Here is a 20,379-nt window from a genome sequence, read left to right as displayed (position 1 = left end):
ACACCCAAAGCAGATATATCATGACTGATCCTCTTGTGATTTTTACCCCGTCCGGCAAACGCGGGCGCTTTCCTGTCGGAACCCCGGTGCTGACCGCCGCCCGTCAATTGGGGGTCGATCTGGATTCGGTCTGTGGCGGGCGCGGGATTTGTTCAAAATGCCAGATCACGCCGTCCTATGGGGATTTCCCCAAACATGGCGTGACCGTCGCCGATGGTGCATTATCTGACTGGAACGCGGTCGAACAACGCTATCAGGATAAACGCGGCCTGAAACCGGGCCGCCGTCTGGGATGTCAGGCGACGATTCAGGGCGATGTCGTGATTGACGTGCCGCCCGAAAGCCAGGTCCACAAGCAGGTGATCCGCAAAGCTGCCACCGCCCGCGCCATCACGATGGACCCCGCCACCCGGCTGTTTTTCGTCGAGGTGGCACAACCCGACATGCACACCCCGACCGGCGATTTTGAACGTCTGAAACGGGCCTTGCACGATCAATGGCAGATTGGCGACATGCGGGCCGATCTGTCGGTGCTGGCAAAGTTGCAGCCCACCCTGCGCAAGGGGAACTGGCAGGTCACGGTTGCATTGCATCAGGATCATCATGGCGGCCCGGCGCGGTTGATCGAAATCTGGCCCGGCCTGCATGAAAACGGGCTGTATGGTCTGGCGATTGATCTGGGGTCCACCACCATCGCGGCCCACCTGTGCGATCTGCAAACCGGGGATGTCATTGCCTCGTCCGGGTTGATGAATCCGCAAATCCGCTTTGGCGAAGATTTAATGAGCCGCGTCAGCTATGCCATGATGAACCCCGGCGGGGATCGTGAAATGACCAACGCGGTGCGCGGGGCGCTAAACGATCTGGCCAAATCGCTGACGGACGAAGCGCAGATTGACCCAAGCCTGCTGGTCGAAGCGGTCTTTGTCTGTAATCCCGTGATGCACCATCTGTTGCTGGGCATTGATCCGGTTGAATTGGGGCAAGCACCCTTTGCGCTGGCGACTTCGGATTCAATATCCATGCCAGCGACGCAACTGGACCTCAGCGCGCTGAACGCTCGTGCGCAGGTCTATATCCTGCCCTGTATCGCGGGGCATGTCGGCGCAGACGCCGCCGCTGTTACCCTGTCAGAAGAACCAAACAAATCCAAAGATTTGGCGCTTATTGTTGATGTCGGGACCAACGCGGAAATCCTGCTGGGGAATGAAACCCGCGTGCTGGCCTGTTCGTCCCCCACTGGTCCCGCCTTTGAAGGGGCGCAAATCAGTTCGGGGCAGCGTGCCGCCCCCGGCGCGATTGAACGGGTCGAGATTGCCCCCGCCACCAAGGAACCGCGTTTCCGTATCATCGGCGTGGATATGTGGTCTGACGATCCCGCCTTTGCGCAGGCCGCAACCGCAACCGGCATCACCGGCATTTGCGGGTCCGGCATTATCGAGGCCGTGGCCGAAATGCGGATGGCGGGCCTGCTGGACCCGTCTGGCCTGATCGGATCAGCCGAACAAACCGGCACGCCCCGTTGCATTCCGCAGGGCCGGACCAATGCCTATGTACTGTGGGATGGCACAGCGGATGGTGGTCCCCTGATCACAGTGACCCAAGGCGACATTCGCGCGATCCAACTGGCCAAATCCGCACTATACGCCGGGGCGCGCCTGTTGATGGATGAAATGGGCGTGGACAAAGTGGACCGCGTGGTTCTGGCCGGGGCGTTCGGCGCCCATATCAGCCCTAAACACGCGATGGTGCTGGGGATGATCCCGGATGTCCCGCTGGATAAGGTCCAAAGCGCAGGCAATGCCGCCGGTACTGGGGCGCGGATTGCGCTGTGCAATATCGCTGCCCGGTCCGAAATCGAACAAACCGTTCACCAGATCACCAAGGTGGAAACCGCGATTGAACCGCGTTTTCAGGAACATTTCGTGGCGGCCAATGCGATCCCCCATGCCACGGACCCGTTCCCGGAATTGTCGAAAACCGTCACCCTGCCCGCCCCGTCCTTTAACACCAAGGGACAGGACGAAACCGGCCGCAGACGGCGGCGGCGCTGAACTTTGCGTTAGGTCATCCTGTTCATCTGTTAAACACCGTAGTCCCCACGTCTGGCCCTTCGCGGTCGGACGTGTTAGCGGCATCAGGTAATTTGACAGGATCATTCCCATGCCCAAGACACGCCCCGCGCTGTCTCGCGTCGAATTCATCGCCCTTATGGCTATGCTCTTCGCGACTATTGCGTTCTCTATCGATTCCATGCTGCCCGCCCTGCCGGAAATTGCGCAGGAACTTAGCCCCGATGACATCAATCGGGCGCAGTTGATCCTGACCAGTTTCGTGCTGGGCATGGGCATCGGCACCTTTTTTACCGGCCCGCTGTCTGACACATTCGGGCGCAAGCCGATCATTCTGGGGGGTGCTGCGCTGTATATCGTCGGGGCCATATTGGCCTATTTCGCGCAGGGGTTGGAACTGGTCCTGTTCGCGCGATTCTTGGGCGGATTGGGGGCTGCCGGGCCTCGGGTTGTGGGGTTGGCCATCGTCCGTGACGTTTACGCAGGCCGTGAAATGGCGCGGATCATGTCCTTTGTGATGATGGTCTTTACGCTGGTGCCAGCGGTCGCGCCGCTTATGGGGTCTGTCATCATTGCTATGGCCGGCTGGCGAGGCATTTTCCTTGCGTTCATTTTATTCGCATTGTGCGCTGCGGGCTGGCTGGCAATGCGCCAACCCGAATCCCTGCCGCGCGAAAATCGCCGTCCGTTGCGCTGGTCGATCATGTGGGCCGCCGTAAAAGAAATGTTTGCCCACCCCACTGTGCGCCTGTCCATTCTGGCGCAAACCTTGTGTTTTTCGCTGCTCTTTATGTCTATCACCCTGATTCAGCCAATATTTGACGTCACCTTTGATGAAAGCGTCAATTTTCCATACTGGTTTGCCGGTATGGCGCTGGTTGCCGGATCGGCCAGCCTGTTGAATGCGGCTCTGGTGATGCGGTTGGGAATGCGGAAACTGGCCACAACGGCGCTTGCGGCGCAGGTTGTCCTGTCCTCACTTATGACGCTGGCATGGGTATCCGGGCTACCGCAGGGGATCATGTTCTTTGTCTTTCTGTTCTGGATGACGTCGGTCTTTTTCCAAACCGGGCTGACGTTAGGCAACCTGAATGCCATTACGATGGAACCGATGGGACATATCGCAGGCATGGCCGCAAGCGTGTCCGGCGCGGTTGCCACTGTTTTTGGCGCGGCGCTGGCTATCCCCGTCGGCCTGAGCTTCACCGATACCCCTTTGCCGCTGTCGATCGGCATTGGCCTGTCGTCACTCGCGGCCTTTTTGGTGATGCTGCATATGCGGCGGGTTGAACAACTGACTGGCTAAGCCAGATTTAGGCGGGGCTACCACCCCGCCCCTTAAGCCCCATATCATTGCCGCGCGGCAGTCTGTCGGGAAACTTACACTTTATGGACAAGACTATATGCAAACCTACCTGATCCTGTTCCTGGCCATAGCCGCCGAAACCATTGGCACCACGGCGCTTCAGGCCAGCCAGCAATTTTCCCGGCTGTGGCCCTCGGTTCTGGTGGTGCTGGCCTATGGCTTCAGCTTTTGGCTGCTGTCCCTGACACTAAAGGTCATGCCTGTGGGGATCGTCTATGCGATCTGGTCCGGCACCGGAATCGTGTTGATTGCCCTGATCGGGTTAACCGTATTTGGCCAAAAGCTGGATTTGCCCGCCGTTCTGGGCATGGGACTGATCCTTGGCGGGATATTGATCATCCACCTGTTTTCAAACACCGCCCCGCACTGACGCCTATCACATTTCGCGAAAGCGTTTTTCCTGACGATCCGTCCAGCGCACGGTCAGGTTAAACCCTGTCTCGTCCTGCTCTTCGCTTTCAACCACCTCTTCGGCGAACAGCCACGCGCGTTTTTTTCCTTCGGAAAAATCCAGATGGAACTGGCTCAGATGCCGCTCGGATGCCAAGGCGCGGGTGATGCGCTCCATCAGATCAGGCAGACCTTCGCCGGTTACGGCGGAAATGGCGAAAACATCATCCTCGCGCGCGGCCCGCCCAATATGCGCAGCTTTAACTTCGTCACCGAAGTTATCTATTTTATTCCACAATTCCAGAACTGGCACATCTTCGGACACACCCAAAGAGTCCATGATTTCCGCAACATCCCGCGCCTGATTTTCGGTTTCAGGATGCGAAATATCGCGGACATGCAGGATCAGGTTCGCGGCCAGCACCTCTTCTAGCGTCGCACGGAAGGACGCCACCAGTTCGGTTGGCAAATCGCTGATGAATCCCACCGTATCGGACAGAATCACCTCTGGCCCGCCATCCGGCAATTGCACACGGCGCATGGTCGGGTCCAATGTGGCGAACAACATATCCTTGGCCATCACATCCGCCCCGGTCAGGCGATTGAACAGGGTGGATTTTCCGGCGTTGGTATAGCCCACCAAGGCCACGATCGGGAACGGCACCTTGGCCCGCGCTGCACGATGCAGTTCGCGGGTTTTCACCACCTTATCCAATTGCCGCCGCAGCCGAACAAGCTGTTCATCAATCGCGCGGCGGTCTGCTTCGATCTGGGTTTCGCCGGGACCGCCAACAAACCCCAATCCCCCGCGCTGGCGTTCAAGGTGGGTCCACGCCCGCACCAGACGCGTGCGCTGATAGCTCAGCGCGGCCATTTCGACCTGCAACACACCTTCGCGGGTACGCGCCCGGTCGGAGAAGATTTCAAGGATCAGACCCGTCCGGTCCAAGAGTTTGACTTTCCACTCTTTTTCCAGATTTCGCTGCTGCACCGGCGTCACCGGGCCGTCAACCAGCACCAGATCCACCTCGGCGTCCTGAAACTTGGCTTTCAGCTCGTCGATCTTCCCCGATCCGAACAGCATCCCCGGATGCGGGCGGCTGACGCGCACGGATTCAGCGCCGACCACATCCAGATCAGGCAGGGCCGCAGCCAAGGACACAGCTTCAGCAAGGGCAAATTCAGCCCCCCGGCGGTCGCGTTCGGATTTGATATCGGGGTGCAGAGCCCAAGCTCGGGTCGCCTCCCGCTCATGCGTCATCAATTGGTGTCGTCGCCATCGTACAGGTTGATGGGCTGCGCCGGCATGATCGTCGAAATCGCATGTTTATAGACCAATTGGGATTGGCCATCGCGGCGCAGAAGAACGCAGAAATTATCAAACCAAGTGATCACACCCTGCAATTTCACGCCATTGATCAAAAAGATCGTGACCGGAATCTTGGTCTTCCGCGTGTGGTTCAGAAATGCATCCTGCAAGTTTTGCTTATCGGAAGCCATGAATTCAGACCTTTGTTCTTGCGTGGGACCGCGGTCCGGTCCTCGTTTCCTCTGGGCAAGTATGTCGCGCCATCGAGGGAGTTTCCAGCCCAAAAATCAAATCGTTATCGGTGTAGATTGCGAAAAGGATCAAGACCGCCACACATCGCTTGTCAGAAGAGCAATGATCGCCAGCATTTCCAGCCGTCCCAATACCATGCCTGCACAGAAAACCGCCTTGGCCGCCGCGCCCAAAGACAACAGGCTGATCGGATCTTCGGGGGCCAGCCCGATCAGCGGCCCCGTTGTAGACAGCGCCGAAATCGACAGGATGATCGCATTTTCAAAATCCAGCCCCAGCCCGGAAAAGGCCACGGTAAAGGCCGAAATCGACAGGGCAAATAGCATGAAGAAAATCCACGCGATATAGGCCCCCTGCTTGCGCAGCCGCCGCGAATACCCACCGGACCGCCCAACAGATGATGGATGCACCAGACGCTCCATTTCCCGCAGACCGTTCAGATACAGCGCCCAAACCCGCAGCAGTTTCACTCCGCCCGCTGTGGTCGCAACGCCGCCGCCGATCAGCGCCAGCCCCAGAAAAATCAGCCCCGGCGTTTTCAGACCTGACCAATTTTGGGCCGTAGCCCATTCGGCGCTTTCAAATCCGGTGGTCGACAGGAAAGACAGCGTTGTGAAAACCCCGCCCCACAGCGCCCGCAACGCCATCAGGAAACCGTCACCATTGTTTTCCCCCTCGAACGTGCCAACCCAGTGCCGCAGGAACAGCAGCAACGGTACGCACACAACCAGCACCAGCCCCAAACGGAATTCCGGGTCGTGATGGATACCGCGCCGCGCGGTGGTGATTGTGTCACTGGAAAAGGTCAGGCGCGACAATGCGAACAGCATGAACAACGCCATCACCGCTTCGCCCGGAATACCGGACTGGGCCATTTCCGCGCCGCCCACCGGCGAAATACCGCTGGTCGCCATCACAGACATAGCATGGCAAATCGCCACCAGCGGCGTATCCCCGCTGATCACCAACATGATCCACAGCGCCAGCGTCAGCCCCACATAAATCGGGAACAGTTGCGACGTGATCCGCAAAATGCGCCGCTGCGGATTCGCCGCATCCAGCCCCATATCCAGACTGTCACCCTGCCCCGGCTCGGCCGAGGCTGTGACCTCGAAACCGCCCAGATTTAGTGGGGCCAGAATGGCCGCAGCCGCCACCCACATCAGCAGCCCCCCCATCCAGCCAACCTGCGCCCGCCACAGATGTTGTGTGGCCGTCAGGCGATCCGCATCGAACAGGGTTGCGCCGGTTGTGGTCAGGCTGGACACCATTTCCACATAGGCATTCAGAAAGCTGGTTGTTTGCACCGCTTCGTGAAACGGAACCGCCAACATCACCGGCAACAGCGAAAAACAGGCGAATAACGCCAGCAGATCGCCCATCGCCCCACGGTGCCGTTTTCGCCCCAGCATCGCCAATCCGATCAGCGACACCAGCAATAAAAACAGCGTCCCCGAATAGAAGAATGCACGCGCTTCAAAATGTTCTTTCAGGACCAGCGCGTGAAACGCGGGCACATACATCGACACCGCGCTGATCCCCATCAGCAACAGGAAAAGCGGTTGGTTACGAATGCTTGCCCACATGGCGTTGCGCCCCGGCCTTAGAAAAAGTCGATCGAGACTTGCAGCAGCCGCTCGACCTCGGGGACGTCATTCGCCATCGAGAAGATGACGATCACATCGCCTTCGTCCACACGGGTATCCGCCTGCGGTTTTACGACTTTCTCCCCTTTCAGAACGCCCCCGACCAGGACCCCTTCGGGGAAATCAATATCGCGGATACGCTGCCCCGCGATGGGCGAGGTCGACAACACTTCGGCCTCGATCATCTCGGCTTCGGCATCGCCGATGGAATATACGCCGCGCACCCGACCATGCCGGATATGGCGCAGAATGGATGACACCGTGGTCGCGCGCGGGTTGATATAGGCATCAATCCCCAGCGGTCCCATCATCGTTGTCAGCGTTGGGTCGTTGATCAGCGCAATGGTCATCGGGCACCCTTCGGTCTTGGCCCGAACGGCTGCCAGCATGTTGGTTTTATCGTCATCCGTCACGCACAGCACCGCATCGGCGCGGCTGATATTCGCCTCGGCCAGCAGCGCGGAATCCAGCCCATCGCCGTTCAGCACAATCGTCCGTTCCAGCGCATCGGCGGCCCGTTCGGCGATTTTGCGATTTTTTTCAATCACCTTGGCCCGGACACGATCAGCCCGCACTTCCAAGGCCCGCGCCACTGCCAGCCCAACGTTGCCCCCGCCGATAATGACCACGCGTTCCTGTTTTTGCGACACCTTGCCGAACACTTCCATCGTGCGCGGCACATCTTCGTTCACGGCGAAAATATAGCATTCATCGCCCACGAAAATCTGATCGCCCGGTTCCGGCGCAAACAGCGAACCCTCGCGGCGAATGCCGACCACCACGATGCGCAGGGTCGAAAACAGCTCATTCAACTGCCGCAACGGCGTATTCACCACCGGGCAATCGTCCTCAATGGTGATGCCCAGCAGTTGCGCCCGCCCGCCCAGAAACCGTTCCGTATCGAACGCCGCGGGCGAGGCCAAACGCTGCAACGCGGCCTCGGCCACCTCGCGTTCGGGGCTGATCACCACATCAATCGGCAGGTGATCCCGGCGGTACAGGTCCGAATAAATTGCGTTCAGATAGCTTTGACTGCGCAAGCGGGCGATCTTACGCGGGATCGAAAACACCGAATGCGCCACCTGACAGGTGACCATATTCACCTCGTCCGAATAGGTGGCGGCGATGATCATATCGGCGTCCCGCGCCCCGGCCCGGTCCAGCACATCGGGATAAGAGGCAAAGCCCGCAATCCCCTGCACGTCCAACGTATCGGTCGCGCGGCGCACAAGATCCGGGTTGTTATCCACCACGGTCACGTCGTTGCGTTCCCCGGACAAATGGCGCGCGATTTGCCACCCGACCTGACCAGCCCCGCAAATGATGACTTTCATGCCAACGATCCCCTGTTGTCAGGGGCTTTGGATGACATGCCCCCAGCGTACGGTCAATTGATTTGTCGCCGCTTCCGCCCTACCCTTAGCATATCCGCGAAGGAGGATACCATGCGCCCATATCTGCTTGTTTCCGCGACACTTATCTTGCTGGCCGGTTGTGTGCCGGTTTCCGTCTATCACAAGGCGGGCGGCACCCTGACACGGCTTCAGAATGACGAGGTGAACTGTCAGGTGCAGGCGCTGCAAAAGGTGCCTGTCAACAAAATCACCCGGATCACCCCCATTCGCACGCTCCCGCGGGAGGTCTGTAATAGCAGGGGCCATTGCCGGATCGTCTATATGGAATTTGGCGGCGACGTGGAAACCTATGACGCCAACCTGCCCCTGCGCCAAAAGGTCGAGGCGCAGTGCATGATCAACAAAGGGTATCAGCAGATCGAACTGCCGATTTGCGAAAACCGCCCCACCACGCTGCCCGGCACGATGCCCGGCCTGACAACCAATTCCTGTGCGGTGAAAACGAAAACCGGCTACCGGGCGGCCACGCCCGGCTAATCCGCCTTATTCGTCTTCATCACCTTCAACATAGGCCACCCGCGCCCCGGCCTTGTTCGAGGTCACAACATTCAGCGATTTCAGTTTCCGGTGCAAAGCGGACCGTTCCATACCCACGAAATTCGCGGTCCGGCTGATATTGCCGCCAAAACGATTGATCTGCGTCAGAAGATATTCGCGTTCAAACACTTCCCGCGCCTCGCGCAGGGGCAGCGTGGCCAAGGCGCCGGTCAGCACAACCCTGCCTTCTTCGCCGCCACTCTCGCTGTCCTGCGGCAATTCACGGGCCTGAATGGCGCCCGAGCCTTCGCCCAAAATCAGCACCCGTTCAATCAGATTGCGTAGCTGGCGCACGTTGCCCGGCCAGATCATCGTTTGCATCAGCGCAACCGCATCCTCGGACAATTTGCGCTGGGGCAGGCCTTGTGTGCGGTGGAACATCTCGATGAAATGGGTGGCCAATTCGGGAATATCCTCGCGCCGTTCTTCCAATGACGGCACGGCAATCGGCACCACGTTCAGACGATGATACAATTCCTGACGGAACCGGCCCGCGTCAATTTCATGTTCCAGATTGCGGTTGGTGGATGAAATCACCCGCATATCGACCCGTACTTTATCCGTGCCACCGACACGGGTGAATTGCTGATCCACCAACACGCGCAGGATTTTCGATTGGGTGCCGGGGGGCATGTCCGCCACCTCGTCAAAGAACACCACACCGCCATGCGCCTGTTCCAGCAGTCCCGGTTCCAGTCCGCGTTCCGGGCTTTCGCGGCCAAACAGCACTTCTTCCATGCGGTCGGGTTCAATCGTGGCGCAACTGACCGTCACAAACGGCCCGGACGCCCGGTTGGACTTGGCATGGATATAACGCGCCGCCACCTCTTTGCCCGCACCTGCGGGGCCGGTCAGCATGACGCGGCCATTGGATTTCGTGACCTTGTCCAACTGCGCCAACAGCGCCCGGAAGGACGCCGATCCCCCTACCATATCGGACGAGGCCACATCCCGCCGCCGCAATTCCTGATTCTCGCGGCGCAACCGCGATGCTTCCATCGCGCGACGGATCACAACAAGCAACTGATCAATATTAAAGGGCTTTTCGATAAAATCATACGCCCCCTGCTTGATCGCCGCCACGGCGATTTCAATATTCCCGTGGCCTGAAATGATCACCACCGGCACATCCGGGTTATCCCGTTTCACCGTTTTCAGAATGTCGATCCCGTCCATCCGGCTGTCTTTCAGCCAAATATCCAAAATCATCAGCGCCGGTGATTCCGAGTTGATTTCTTTCATCGCATCGTCAGAGTTACCGGCCAGACGAGTGGTATAGCCCTCATCCTCCAGAATATCCGAGATCAGTTCCCGAATATCGCGTTCATCATCAACGATCAGAATATCACTCATATCGTCCTCAAATCACTTGTTCTTGTTCTTGGTCTGACCCCGTGATTGGGGTGTCTTCGCTCAGGGGCAGCCGGATAACAGCCATCGCACCGCATCGACCGGATGGGTCAAATGCGGGCGCGTCTTCCAGCTCCAGCGTGCCGCCATGTTCTTCGGCAATCTTACGCACGATCGGCAGGCCAAGTCCCGTGCCTTCTGATCGTGTCGTGACGTAAGGTTCAAACAACCGGGCGCGATCTTCGGGCAGGCCAATACCGTTATCGGCAATGGTCACTTCAGCCCAACGCCCGTCCCGCCGGGATTGAACCCGAATTTCAGGAACAAACCCATCTGAAACGCCTTTTTCTTTCAAGGTTTCAATAGCTTCCCCGGCATTCTTAATCAAATTTGTCAACGCCTGACTGATCATGGTTGCATCCAGATCAGCCATCAGCGGATCTTCCAGAAGATCCGCGTGTATCCTCACATCGGGTTGCCCAGCCTGCTGCAACACCACCGCATCCTGAACCAGCTTGGTCAGGCTGATAAGACGGCGTTCGGGCTCCGGCATTCGGGCAAATTTGGAAAACTCATCAACAATTCGCCGCAAGTCATTGGTTTGCCTAACAATAACCTCGGTCAACTGCTCCAGATCAGTCACCAGAGAATCGTCCAGATGGCGGCTGAATTTGCGCTTAATCCGTTCCGCGCTAAGCTGGATCGGGGTCAGTGGGTTCTTGATCTCATGGGCAATCCGGCGGGCCACATCGCCCCACGCCGCCATCCGTTGCGCAGCCACCAGATTTGTCACGTCATCAAAGGCCACCACATACCCCTCTAGCCGCCCATCATCGCTGCGACGGGGGGACATGCGCACCAGCAGATTTTCCATCCGCCCGTTGCGGCTGACCTTGATTTCGTCCTGAACCGCTGCGCTGTCGCCGCTCTGCAACCGCTGAAACAGACCGCCAAATTCCGGCACAGCCAATTCCAAGGCCAGCGATTGCTGCTCATCCGTCCAATCCAGCAGGCGTTCCGCCGAACGGTTCACAAAGGCCACCCGTCCTTCGGGGTCCAGCCCCACCACACCCGAGGTCACGGAACTGAGAACGGAATCAAACAACCGCCGCCGCCGTTCAATCTGCCGGGTGCTTTCCAACAACGTTTCGCGCTGCACCTTCAGTTGCTTGGTCATCTGGTTGAAATAACGACCCAGCATGGCGATTTCGTCATCGCCGTCTTCTTCGACCACCTGCACATCCAGATCGCCCGCGCCCACACGCTGCGCCGCCCCGGTCAGCCGCCCCACCGGGCGCGACAGGCGTTCGGCAAACCACAGTCCCAGCCAGATCGCCGCCAGAATCAGGATCACCGCAAAACCCAGATAAATCAGACCAAATTCAAACAGCACCCGCCCGCGTTCGCTTTCAAGCTGCTGATAGAATTTCGCGGTTTCCTTGGTTTCATCCAGCAGGCTAAGCAAATCGCCATCCACCGCGCGGCTGACATATAAAAACCGATCCACGAAAGCCGTCAGCCGAACCAAGGCGCGGAATTCATTATTTTCCCAGTCCTCGATAATCAACAGATCGGTTTTCGTCGCGTCGCTGATTTGTTGTGCTGCGGGCTTTTCAAAATCGAACAGATAGGACCGATCCCCCCGCGCCCGAATTTCCCCTGTACCATCAATCACATAGGCTTCGCGTAGGCCACGCTGGATTTGGGCCTGCCCCTGCGCCAGAACCCGGCGCACATCGGCATCCGTCATGAAAAACGTAGCCATTCGGGTGGCGTCCAGAATCCCCGCCAGCGCCAGCGCATCCTGACGCAAATCACGGCGGTGTTCCTCCTCATAGGCTTCGGCGGCATCCAACGAACTGCCGACCACCTGCCGCACCCGATCCGAAAACCAGCCTTCCAACCCCACGTTCACCGTCAGCGCCGCGAAAATGGCCACCGAAACTGTGGGGATCAACGCCAGAATGGCAAAGGCCATCGTCAGCCGTAAATGCAGCCGTGATCCGGCCGATTTCGCGCGCCGGGCCGCAACCAAGGCAACGATCCGCTGCAACACCAGCGCCGCAACCACCAGCACATAGACGAAATCCGCCAGCAGGATCAGCCGCAGGCTGAGCGAGGACGAGGATTGATCCAGCGGTCCCAGAATCAGGAACGTCGACAACGCCAGCACAGGCCCCAGAAACACCAGCGAAAACGTGGCCGCATTCTGCACCCGCCGCTGACGCCTAAGCCGCTGGAACCGCTGCCAGGTTGATGTGTGTCGTGTCCGGGTTGCCACCCGCCACCCTCTTCCTGATGTGGCGCAAATGCGCCTGTACCGCAAAATATTGTGGCCCGATGCAGCCGGGCCACTGTTCTGTTGCGGTTTTACATCAACTTCCGGCGGCGTGTCACGCGAATATCCAGATCGGTGATCTTCTTGCGCAAAGTATTGCGATTGATCCCCAGAAGATCGGCACATTTGGCCTGATTTCCGCCTGTTGCCTCCAGCGCGATTTCGATCAGCGGCTGTTCGACCTCTTTCAGGATGCGCCCATACAAACCGGGGGGGGGCAACATATTGCCATGCAGATCGAAATAGCGCCGCAAATGCCGCATGACGGACGCAGACAGTTTTTCGGTATCGCCCCCGCCCAGCACGGGTTCCATTTCCGGCTGATTGCCCAGCACCGCCTCGACCTCGGGCCGGGTGATTTCATCGGCGCGCGATGTCAGCACCAGCCGCTTGATTGCGTTTTCCAACTGGCGCACGTTGCCCGGCCAGCTATAGGCCCGCATCAGTTCCAGCGCGTCCTTGGACAGCACCCGTTTTGGCGCACCGTCCCGTTCCGCGCGGGTCAGGAAATGTTCGGCCAACAGCGGAATGTCTTCGACCCGTTCACGCAGGCTGGGCACCCGAAGCGTTGCACCAGACAGGCGATAATACAAATCCTGCCGCATCCTGCCGCTTTCCAACGCGTCCGACAGATCGCTCTGACTGGTAGCCATGAAGCGCGGAACATGATCGCCGGGACTGTCCATCATCCGCACAATCCGGGCTTGCACCTCGGGGTCGACATCACCGATTTCATCGAACAGCAGCGTGCCGCCCTTGACCCGCGCCAGCACACGCGCCGGGCCTTCGATGTCCTGCAAGTCCGCTGCGGTCACAGTCACAAAGGGCAAAGTCCGCCGATCCGAAAAATCATGGATCGCCCGCGCAATCAGCGATTTCCCCGTGCCCGATTCCCCTGCAATCAGCACCGGCAGATCGGTATTCATCACCTTGGCCACCAGACGATAAAGCGCCTGCATCGCCGGGGTGCGCCCCACCAGCGGTAAATCGTCGGGCCGTTCGTTATCTTCTACCGGACGGGCCGCAGGTGCCGCGCGGCGGCGTTGTTCCAACGCCCGCGCCGTGCGTTTCATCAGATCGGGCAAATCAAAAGGTTTCGGCAGGTAATCATAGGCCTCGGCCTCGGCCGCCTGAATGGCGGTCATGATGGTGTTTTGCGCCGAAATCACGATCACCGGCAAACCAGGCCGATCCTGCGCGATTTTAGGCAGCATTTCCAAACCGTTACCGTCGGGCATAACCACATCGGAAATGACCACATCGCCTTTGCCCTCGGCCACCCAGCGCATCAGCGTCGTCAAGGAAGAGGTCGCATGAACCTTGCACCCGGCCCGAGTCAGGGCTTGGGTCAGAACCGTGCGGATCGTGCGGTCATCATCTGCAACAAGTACTGTACCGTCCATTACTGGCTCTCCTTCTTCTTATGCCGTTTCTTGCCTTCCGGCACCATCGGCAGGGAAATTTTGAACACCGTGCGACCGGGAACCGAATTCACCGAAATCCAGCCGTCATGATCGGAAATGATCTTGCTGACCAAGGCCAGCCCAAGCCCGGTGCCATTTTCGCGCCCGGACACGAAAGGATCGAAAATATCGCCTTTGATGTCCTCGGGCAGGCCGGGGCCATCGTCGATGATTTCGATCTGAAGCGGCAGCGCCTGCCCGGTGCCATCGCTGCGCCGCAGCCGGAAACTGTGTTCATAGAACGTGTGCAGGCGGATCGTGCCACCGGATTTATCCGCCGCCTCGGATGCGTTTTTCAACAGGTTCAGGATCACCTGAAGCAACTGATCCGGGTCGCCATAGGCCAGCGGAAGCGAGGGGTCATAATCCTCGATGATCTTCATATGCGCCCCGAACCCCAACAGCGCCGAACGCCGCGCCCGATCCAGAACATCATGCAAATTCACCGGCTTGCGTTCCGGTGCTGTCAGATTTCCGAACTGTTCCACCTGTTCCAGCAGCTTCACGATCCGGCGGCTTTCCGCCACGATCAGATCCGTTAGCTCCTGATCCTCGGGCGTCAGGTTCATGGAAAGAAGCTGCGCCGCGCCGGTGATCCCGGCCAGCGGGTTCTTGATTTCATGCGCCAGCATTTCCGCCATACCGATCGCTGATTTAGCCGCCGATTTGACCGAATGATTTTGCGTCATCCGCCCCGCCAGTTCACGCGGGGAAATCAGGAACAGCATATGCCCTTCCATTCCCTGCATCGGTGCAATCTGAAGATTGCAATGCAGCGGCGCACGTTCGCCGGTGCCAACGTCCACGTCATTGACGAATAGCGGCGTGTTGCTTTCCCGCGCCCGCAAAAATGCCTCTTCCAGCGGGGCGTCGATCATGATCCGATCCCAGACCGGCTGCCCCTTGATCGACTTGGCCGAGGCATTCAGGAACCCCTCGGCGGCGGGGTTAATGTCTTCGATGGTGTCATCGGGTGCCACCAAAACGCCCGGCACAGGCAACGATGACCAGACTGCGCATTCGTCCATCATGCCGCAACCCTTTCAGCATCCAACAAGGCCTGCGGCAGTAGCCGCAAAACCAAAGCCGGATCGCGGGCCGTCAATACCGCGCGCCGCACCGGCGCATCGGTTCCGGCCCGATCCATATACCAACCCAGATGTTTCCGGGCGACACGCAGCCCCAGATCGGGGCCGTAAAACCGCAACATCGCCTGATAATGGTCGCACACCATATCCGCCAACGCCTGTCCTTCGGGAATGTCCGGCGCGGGGGTGCCGAACAGATCATGCGCGATTTGCGCCAACAGCCACGGTTGCCCCTGCGCACCGCGCCCAACCATCACGCCATCCGCGCCGGATTGATCCATCGCCTGCCGCGCAGTTGCGCTGTCCACGATGTCACCATTCGCAATGACCGGGATGGAAACCGCTTGTTTCACATTGGCAATCGCGGCCCAATCGGCCTGCCCTTTGTAGAACTGGCAGCGGGTCCGCCCGTGAATCGTGATCATCCGTATCCCGGCATTTTCCGCCCGCCGCGCCAGATCGGCTGCGTTCAGCAAATCGTCATCCCATCCCAGCCGGGTTTTCAGCGTCACCGGAATGGAAACCGCGTTCACAACCGCCTCGATCAGGGTCAGCGCGTGATCCAAATCTTTCAGCAGCGCAGACCCGGAATAGCCGTTCACCACCTTTTTGGCGGGGCATCCCATGTTGATGTCGATGATTTTCGCACCGTTATCCTGCACCATCCGGGCCGCCCGCGCCATCCATTCGGCATCACGACCGGCCAGTTGTACGGCGGTATTGTCCGCCTCGAACCCCAATTCAGCCCGTTCACGCACCCCCGGCTTGGCCTGCACCATTTCCTGACTGGCCACCATTTCGCTGACCACCAGCCCCGCCCCAAAACGCGATACCAAATCGCGGAACGGCAGGTCCGTGATTCCCGCCAAGGGGGCCAGAAACACTGGCGGCGTTAATATGTTGTCCGAAAGCGTCAAAGACACATGCTTAATCCTTGTGCATTTGCCTATGGCCTAGCTGATCCCCCGTGTCGCTTCAATGAAACGCGCCCAGAATTCAGACCACGGCGGTGCATTTGCCCATTTTTTAATCAGACCGCCCGAGCCGCCTGTCGCATTGCCCTTGGTCGCAACAGCGCATATGCACCTTTAGATGGGACACACCCAAGGGGATTTCATGCGGATCGCGGCCATCATCGTTGCAGCCGGACGGGGCAGTCGCGCAGGCGGCGGCCTGCCAAAGCAATGGCGGCACATCGCGGGACGCCCCGTGGCGGACTGGACGGTTCAGGCCTTTGCCAGTCATCCGGCGATCAGTCAGGTGGTTCTGGTGCATCACGCGGACGATATGGAACTGGCCGCTCCGCTGTTGGCACTGCCCGGTGTCACCGGGGTTCACGGCGGCGATACCCGCAACGGGTCTGTCCGCAACGGGTTAGAGGCATTGGCCGATACCGCCCCCGATCTGGTGCTGATTCATGATGTGGCCCGCCCCTGTGTTCCGGCAAGCGTGATTGACGCCGTGATTGATGCCCTGTCTGACGCCCCCGGCGCGGCCCCGGCCCTGCCTGTCACCGATGCGCTGTGGCGTGGGGATCACGGGCAGGTCAGCGGCGTGCAGGATCGCACCGGGCTGTTTCGCGCCCAGACCCCACAGGGGTTTCGCTTTGCCGATCTGCTTGCCGCGCACCGCGCATTTCAGGGCGATGCGGCGGATGATGTACAGGTCGCCCGCGCGGCTGGCCTGTCCGTTCAAATCGTGGACGGACACGAGGATAATCTGAAAATCACCCACCCCGGCGATTTTGACCGGGCCGAAAAAATACTGCGGGGACAGATGGATATACGATTGGGCAATGGCTATGACGTGCATCGCTTCGGTGACGGGGATCATGTGATCCTGTGCGGGGTGAAAATCCCGCACGGACGCGGCCTTCAGGGGCATTCCGATGCCGATGTGGGGATGCACGCAGTCACAGACGCGCTGTATGGTGCCTTGGCCGAAGGCGATATTGGCCGCCATTTCCCCCCGTCCGATCCGCAATGGAAAGGCGCGGCCAGTGAAATCTTCCTGCGCCATGCCGCCGATCTGGTGCGCGAACGCGGCTTTCAGATCAGCAATATCGACTGTACGCTGGTCTGCGAATACCCCAAGGTCGGACCACATGCCGCCGCGATGCAGGCGGAAATGGCCCGGATCATGGGGCTGACACCGGATCGCGTATCCATCAAGGCCACAACCAGCGAACGCCTTGGATTCACAGGCCGCGAAGAAGGCATTGCCGCACTGGCCACAGCCGCATTGGTGAAACTATGATTAAACTGATCAACACATTCTTTTATTCGGGCCTGTTGCGTCCAGCCTCGGGGACGTGGGGGTCTTTGGCCGCGCTGATCGTGGGCTGGGGGATTGAACGCTATCTGGGCTTTATCCCGCTGGTGATTGCGACTGTGCTGGCGATTGGAATCGGGTTCTGGTCCATCGGGGTTGAACTAAAGGACAAACCCGGCGAAGACCCGTCCCATATCGTGATCGACGAAGTGGCCGGTCTGTGGCTGGCCATGCTGTTCCCGGCTGCCGGGTTCTGGATGCGGGATATGTCGATGGTGTGGCCCGGCCCGATTGGGGCATTCCTGTTTTTCCGCCTGTTCGACATCTGGAAGCCGTGGCTGGTGGGTCAGGCCGACCGGCGCGGCGATGCGCCCGGCGTGATGCTGGATGACCTGTGGGCCGGGCTCTTTGCCGGGGTCGCCACGATTATCGCCGCAGCCCTGTATCATATCGTGTTGTTCTGATGACACTGGCCGCCGAGATCCTGAACGTCGCCCGCGCCAAAGGGCTGCGGATTGCCACCGCCGAAAGCTGCACGGGCGGCATGGTGTCTGCCGCGCTGACCGATGTGGCCGGATCGTCCGCCGTGTTTGAACGCGGTTTCGTCACCTATACGAATGACGCCAAGGAACAAATGCTGGGCGTCCGCCGCGCCACGCTGGACGCGCACGGCGCAGTCTCTGAACAGGTGGCGCAGGAAATGGCCGAAGGGGCGCTGACCCATTCCGATGCCGACATCGCCGTAGCCATCACAGGTATCGCCGGTCCCGGCGGGTCCGAGTTCAAACCAGAAGGCCGGGTTTGCTTCGGGCTGGCCATAAAAAACCGCCCCACCCACACGGAAACGGTGGAATTTGGCGCAATCGGGCGCGGCAATGTCCGCGCCGCATCTGTTGAAAAAGCGCTCAATCTGCTGAAAATGGCAGCAGACACATGACGCGCAAAAACGCGTCATTCCTACCATTTTAAGCCTAATTTATACGCAATTTGTGAATCGCCCCCTTTTTCACCAGCCTCAGCCACCCTTGCCGCTTTCTTTTGCATCGCGTTTCCGTTTGATCCCCGCCAACTAAAAAACCAACGGGATCGAAAGGAAGGAACACATGAACGGAGCGGACACCGCCTGGATCATTGTGGCAACGGCGCTGGTGCTATTCATGACATTGCCGGGGCTGGCGCTGTTTTACGGCGGCCTTGTGCGGGCGCGCAATGTGCTCAGCGTCTTTATGCATGTCTACGCAATTGCCTGCCTGATGAGCGTGCTTTGGTTCATCATCGGCTATTCGATCGCGTTTGGCGATGGCGGGGCCTATTGGGGCGGATTGGGCAAAATGTTTCTGGGCGGCATCACGGCCGACACCGTATCAGGCACCCTGCCCGAGGTTTTGTTTTTCGCCTTCCAGATGACATTCGCCATTATCACCCCGGCGCTGATCGTTGGTGCCTATGTGGAACGGATCGGGTTCGGCTTTGTCCTGCTGTTTTCAGGATTGTGGATGGTGCTGGTCTATGCCCCTGTCACCCACTGGATCTGGGGCGGCGGGTTTCTGTCGGATGGCGGCATTTTCGGGGCTGTCGGGGTCAAGGATTTCGCGGGTGGTGTCGTGGTTCATGAAACCGCAGGCATCGCCGCGCTGGTGATCGCGGTCATGCTGGGGCAGCGCAAACACAAAACCACCCCGCCACATAATCCCGGTTACGTCATGATCGGCGCCGCGATGCTGTGGGTCGGCTGGTTTGGCTTTAACGGTGGGTCGCAACTGGCTGCGGATGGTGGCGCGGCGATGGCGCTGACCGTCACCCATCTGTCCGCCGCAACGGCATCGCTGACATGGGCGCTGTGGGAAAAGGTGAAATACGGCAAAGCCTCGCTTGTTGGGATCGTCACGGGAACGATTGCGGGTCTGGCCTCGATCACACCGGCATCGGGGTTTGTAACGCCGGTTCAGGCGCTGATCATCGGAGCCATTGCCGGGATCGGGTGCCAGGAGGCGGTTAATTTGGTCCGCAACAAGATCGGCGTCGACGATACGCTGGACGTGTTCGCCGTGCATGGCGTGGGCGGTATCTTTGGCACCATCATGATCGCGGCCTTTGGCGCCGGAAGCTGGACCGCGCAATTGGGAACGCTGGCGATTGTCGGGGTCTTCACGCTGGTGGTATCGGTCGCGCTGGCCAAACTGGTGGCGCTGATCACCCCCTTGCGGGTGTATCTGGAAACCGAAACCAATGGTCTGGACCTAAGCGTTCACGGCGAACGCGCCTACGACCACAGTTCATAAATACGCATGACACAAAACCAAAGGCCGCCCCTGAACCGGGCGGCCTTTTTGCTGTGCGACGATCGCGCTGCTGTCACGTCCCAGTTACGCCCCAGTGCCGTATAAATCCGCAGCACGCCGTTCAAACGCGCGGACAATACGCTGCATGGCTTCGTTAAAGACCACGCCAATAATCCCCTGCAACACGGCATTGCGGAATTCAAAATCCACGAAAAAATCCACCTCGCACCCGCCATCGGCATCACGGAAGGCCCAGTTCGATTTCATGTAACGGAAAGGCCCGTCCAGATATTCGGTGTCGATCTTTTTCTGGTCCGGCCACAGCGTCACCCGGCTGCCGAACCGTTCGCGAAACACCTTGAAGGAAATCACCAGATCCGCCGCCATGATCTGTGATCCGTCCGCTTGCGGGGTCACGGATCGTATCCGTGCCGCAGCGCACCACGGCAGAAATTTAGGATAGGCCGCGACATCGGCCACCAGATCATACATCTGCTGTGCCGAATATGGCAGTTTGCGGGTCTCGGAGTGGGTCGGCATGTCGCCCCTTTTTTCGCGTGACAGTGGGGGGATATTTCGTAGACTGTGGCCGAAAATTCA

At 59.2% G+C, this 20,379-nt stretch carries 18 protein-coding genes; 8 read left to right on the top strand and 10 right to left on the bottom strand.

The window, feature by feature from the left end; all coding sequences use genetic code 11:
• Positions 1 to 17 precede the first annotated feature (17 nt).
• From FN828_RS05390 to FN828_RS05380, 3 genes are all read left to right on the top strand, one after another.
• Positions 18 to 2,054, top strand: a complete 2,037-nt coding sequence (locus tag FN828_RS05390; protein ID WP_142492478.1) for an ASKHA domain-containing protein — start codon at positions 18 to 20, stop codon at positions 2,052 to 2,054.
• Positions 2,055 to 2,163: 109 nt separating this feature from the next.
• Positions 2,164 to 3,378 carry a multidrug effflux MFS transporter gene (locus tag FN828_RS05385; RefSeq protein WP_142492373.1) on the top strand — a complete coding sequence of 405 codons (1,215 nt, stop codon included), beginning with the start codon at positions 2,164 to 2,166 and terminating at the stop codon, positions 3,376 to 3,378.
• 97 nt (positions 3,379 to 3,475) lie between these two features.
• Positions 3,476 to 3,808, top strand: a complete 333-nt coding sequence (locus FN828_RS05380; protein ID WP_142492372.1) for an SMR family transporter — start codon at positions 3,476 to 3,478, stop codon at positions 3,806 to 3,808.
• A gap of 6 nt (positions 3,809 to 3,814) precedes the next feature.
• Here the strand turns inward: FN828_RS05380 and hflX are convergent, their stop codons facing one another.
• From hflX to trkA, 4 genes are all read right to left on the bottom strand, one after another.
• Positions 3,815 to 5,089, bottom strand: a complete 1,275-nt coding sequence (gene hflX / locus FN828_RS05375) for a GTPase HflX (RefSeq protein WP_142492371.1) — start codon at positions 5,087 to 5,089, stop codon at positions 3,815 to 3,817.
• On the bottom strand, positions 5,089 to 5,328 hold the full coding sequence (gene hfq, locus FN828_RS05370; protein ID WP_136338821.1) for an RNA chaperone Hfq: 240 nt from the start codon (positions 5,326 to 5,328) through the stop codon (positions 5,089 to 5,091). The genes hflX and hfq overlap by 1 nt, the downstream gene beginning before the upstream one ends.
• A 129-nt stretch (positions 5,329 to 5,457) precedes the next feature.
• Positions 5,458 to 6,975: a TrkH family potassium uptake protein gene (locus tag FN828_RS05365; RefSeq protein ID WP_142492370.1), complete on the bottom strand. Its 1,518-nt coding sequence runs from the start codon at positions 6,973 to 6,975 to the stop codon at positions 5,458 to 5,460.
• 17 nt (positions 6,976 to 6,992) lie between these two features.
• Positions 6,993 to 8,369, bottom strand: coding sequence for a Trk system potassium transporter TrkA (gene trkA / locus FN828_RS05360; RefSeq protein WP_142492369.1), 1,377 nt, complete (start codon positions 8,367 to 8,369; stop codon positions 6,993 to 6,995).
• 111 nt (positions 8,370 to 8,480) lie between these two features.
• On the opposite strand from trkA, the gene FN828_RS05355 reads away from it, so the two are divergent.
• Positions 8,481 to 8,927, top strand: a complete 447-nt coding sequence (locus FN828_RS05355) for a hypothetical protein (RefSeq protein WP_142492368.1) — start codon at positions 8,481 to 8,483, stop codon at positions 8,925 to 8,927.
• A gap of 6 nt (positions 8,928 to 8,933) precedes the next feature.
• On the opposite strand, the gene ntrX is transcribed toward FN828_RS05355, so the two are convergent.
• From ntrX to dusB, 5 genes are all read right to left on the bottom strand, one after another.
• Positions 8,934 to 10,340 carry a nitrogen assimilation response regulator NtrX gene (gene ntrX / locus FN828_RS05350; protein ID WP_142492367.1) on the bottom strand — a complete coding sequence of 469 codons (1,407 nt, stop codon included), beginning with the start codon at positions 10,338 to 10,340 and terminating at the stop codon, positions 8,934 to 8,936.
• A gap of 7 nt (positions 10,341 to 10,347) precedes the next feature.
• Positions 10,348 to 12,618 (bottom strand): sensor histidine kinase NtrY-like, encoded by a 2,271-nt coding sequence (locus tag FN828_RS05345; RefSeq protein ID WP_408033796.1) that lies wholly within the window; start codon positions 12,616 to 12,618, stop codon positions 10,348 to 10,350.
• Positions 12,619 to 12,707: 89 nt separating this feature from the next.
• Positions 12,708 to 14,078 carry a response regulator gene (locus FN828_RS05340; protein ID WP_142492365.1) on the bottom strand — a complete coding sequence of 457 codons (1,371 nt, stop codon included), beginning with the start codon at positions 14,076 to 14,078 and terminating at the stop codon, positions 12,708 to 12,710.
• The gene (locus tag FN828_RS05335) at positions 14,078 to 15,169 is read right to left on the bottom strand and encodes a two-component system sensor histidine kinase NtrB (protein WP_142492364.1); all 1,092 of its coding nucleotides are present in this window, start codon (positions 15,167 to 15,169) and stop codon (positions 14,078 to 14,080) included. The genes FN828_RS05340 and FN828_RS05335 overlap by 1 nt, the downstream gene beginning before the upstream one ends.
• Entirely contained in the window at positions 15,166 to 16,149 is a 984-nt protein-coding gene (gene dusB / locus FN828_RS05330) for a tRNA dihydrouridine synthase DusB (RefSeq protein WP_142492363.1), read from the bottom strand. Before dusB ends, FN828_RS05335 begins: the two co-directional genes overlap by 4 nt.
• A 193-nt stretch (positions 16,150 to 16,342) precedes the next feature.
• On the opposite strand from dusB, the gene FN828_RS05325 reads away from it, so the two are divergent.
• The 4 genes from FN828_RS05325 to FN828_RS05310 all read left to right on the top strand — a co-directional run bounded on the left by FN828_RS05325 (position 16,343) and on the right by FN828_RS05310 (position 19,779).
• Positions 16,343 to 17,482: a bifunctional 2-C-methyl-D-erythritol 4-phosphate cytidylyltransferase/2-C-methyl-D-erythritol 2,4-cyclodiphosphate synthase gene (locus tag FN828_RS05325; protein ID WP_142492362.1), complete on the top strand. Its 1,140-nt coding sequence runs from the start codon at positions 16,343 to 16,345 to the stop codon at positions 17,480 to 17,482.
• Entirely contained in the window at positions 17,479 to 17,961 is a 483-nt protein-coding gene (locus FN828_RS05320; protein ID WP_142492361.1) for a phosphatidylglycerophosphatase A family protein, read from the top strand. Before FN828_RS05325 ends, FN828_RS05320 begins: the two co-directional genes overlap by 4 nt.
• On the top strand, positions 17,961 to 18,434 hold the full coding sequence (locus tag FN828_RS05315) for a CinA family protein (RefSeq protein WP_142492360.1): 474 nt from the start codon (positions 17,961 to 17,963) through the stop codon (positions 18,432 to 18,434). The genes FN828_RS05320 and FN828_RS05315 overlap by 1 nt, the downstream gene beginning before the upstream one ends.
• 166 nt (positions 18,435 to 18,600) lie before the next feature.
• Entirely contained in the window at positions 18,601 to 19,779 is a 1,179-nt protein-coding gene (locus tag FN828_RS05310; protein ID WP_142492359.1) for an ammonium transporter, read from the top strand.
• A gap of 84 nt (positions 19,780 to 19,863) precedes the next feature.
• On the opposite strand, the gene FN828_RS05305 is transcribed toward FN828_RS05310, so the two are convergent.
• A complete protein-coding gene (locus tag FN828_RS05305) occupies positions 19,864 to 20,319 on the bottom strand; it encodes a type II toxin-antitoxin system RatA family toxin (RefSeq protein WP_142492358.1) in 456 nt (151 codons plus the stop codon).
• Positions 20,320 to 20,379: the final 60 nt, after the last annotated feature.

The organism is Thalassovita litoralis, assembly GCF_900182725.1.
Classification (GTDB): Bacteria; Pseudomonadota; Alphaproteobacteria; order Rhodobacterales; family Rhodobacteraceae; genus Thalassobius; species Thalassobius litoralis.
Note: the sequence above shows the minus strand (reverse complement) of the source record. Positions and strands in the feature narration are given on the sequence as shown.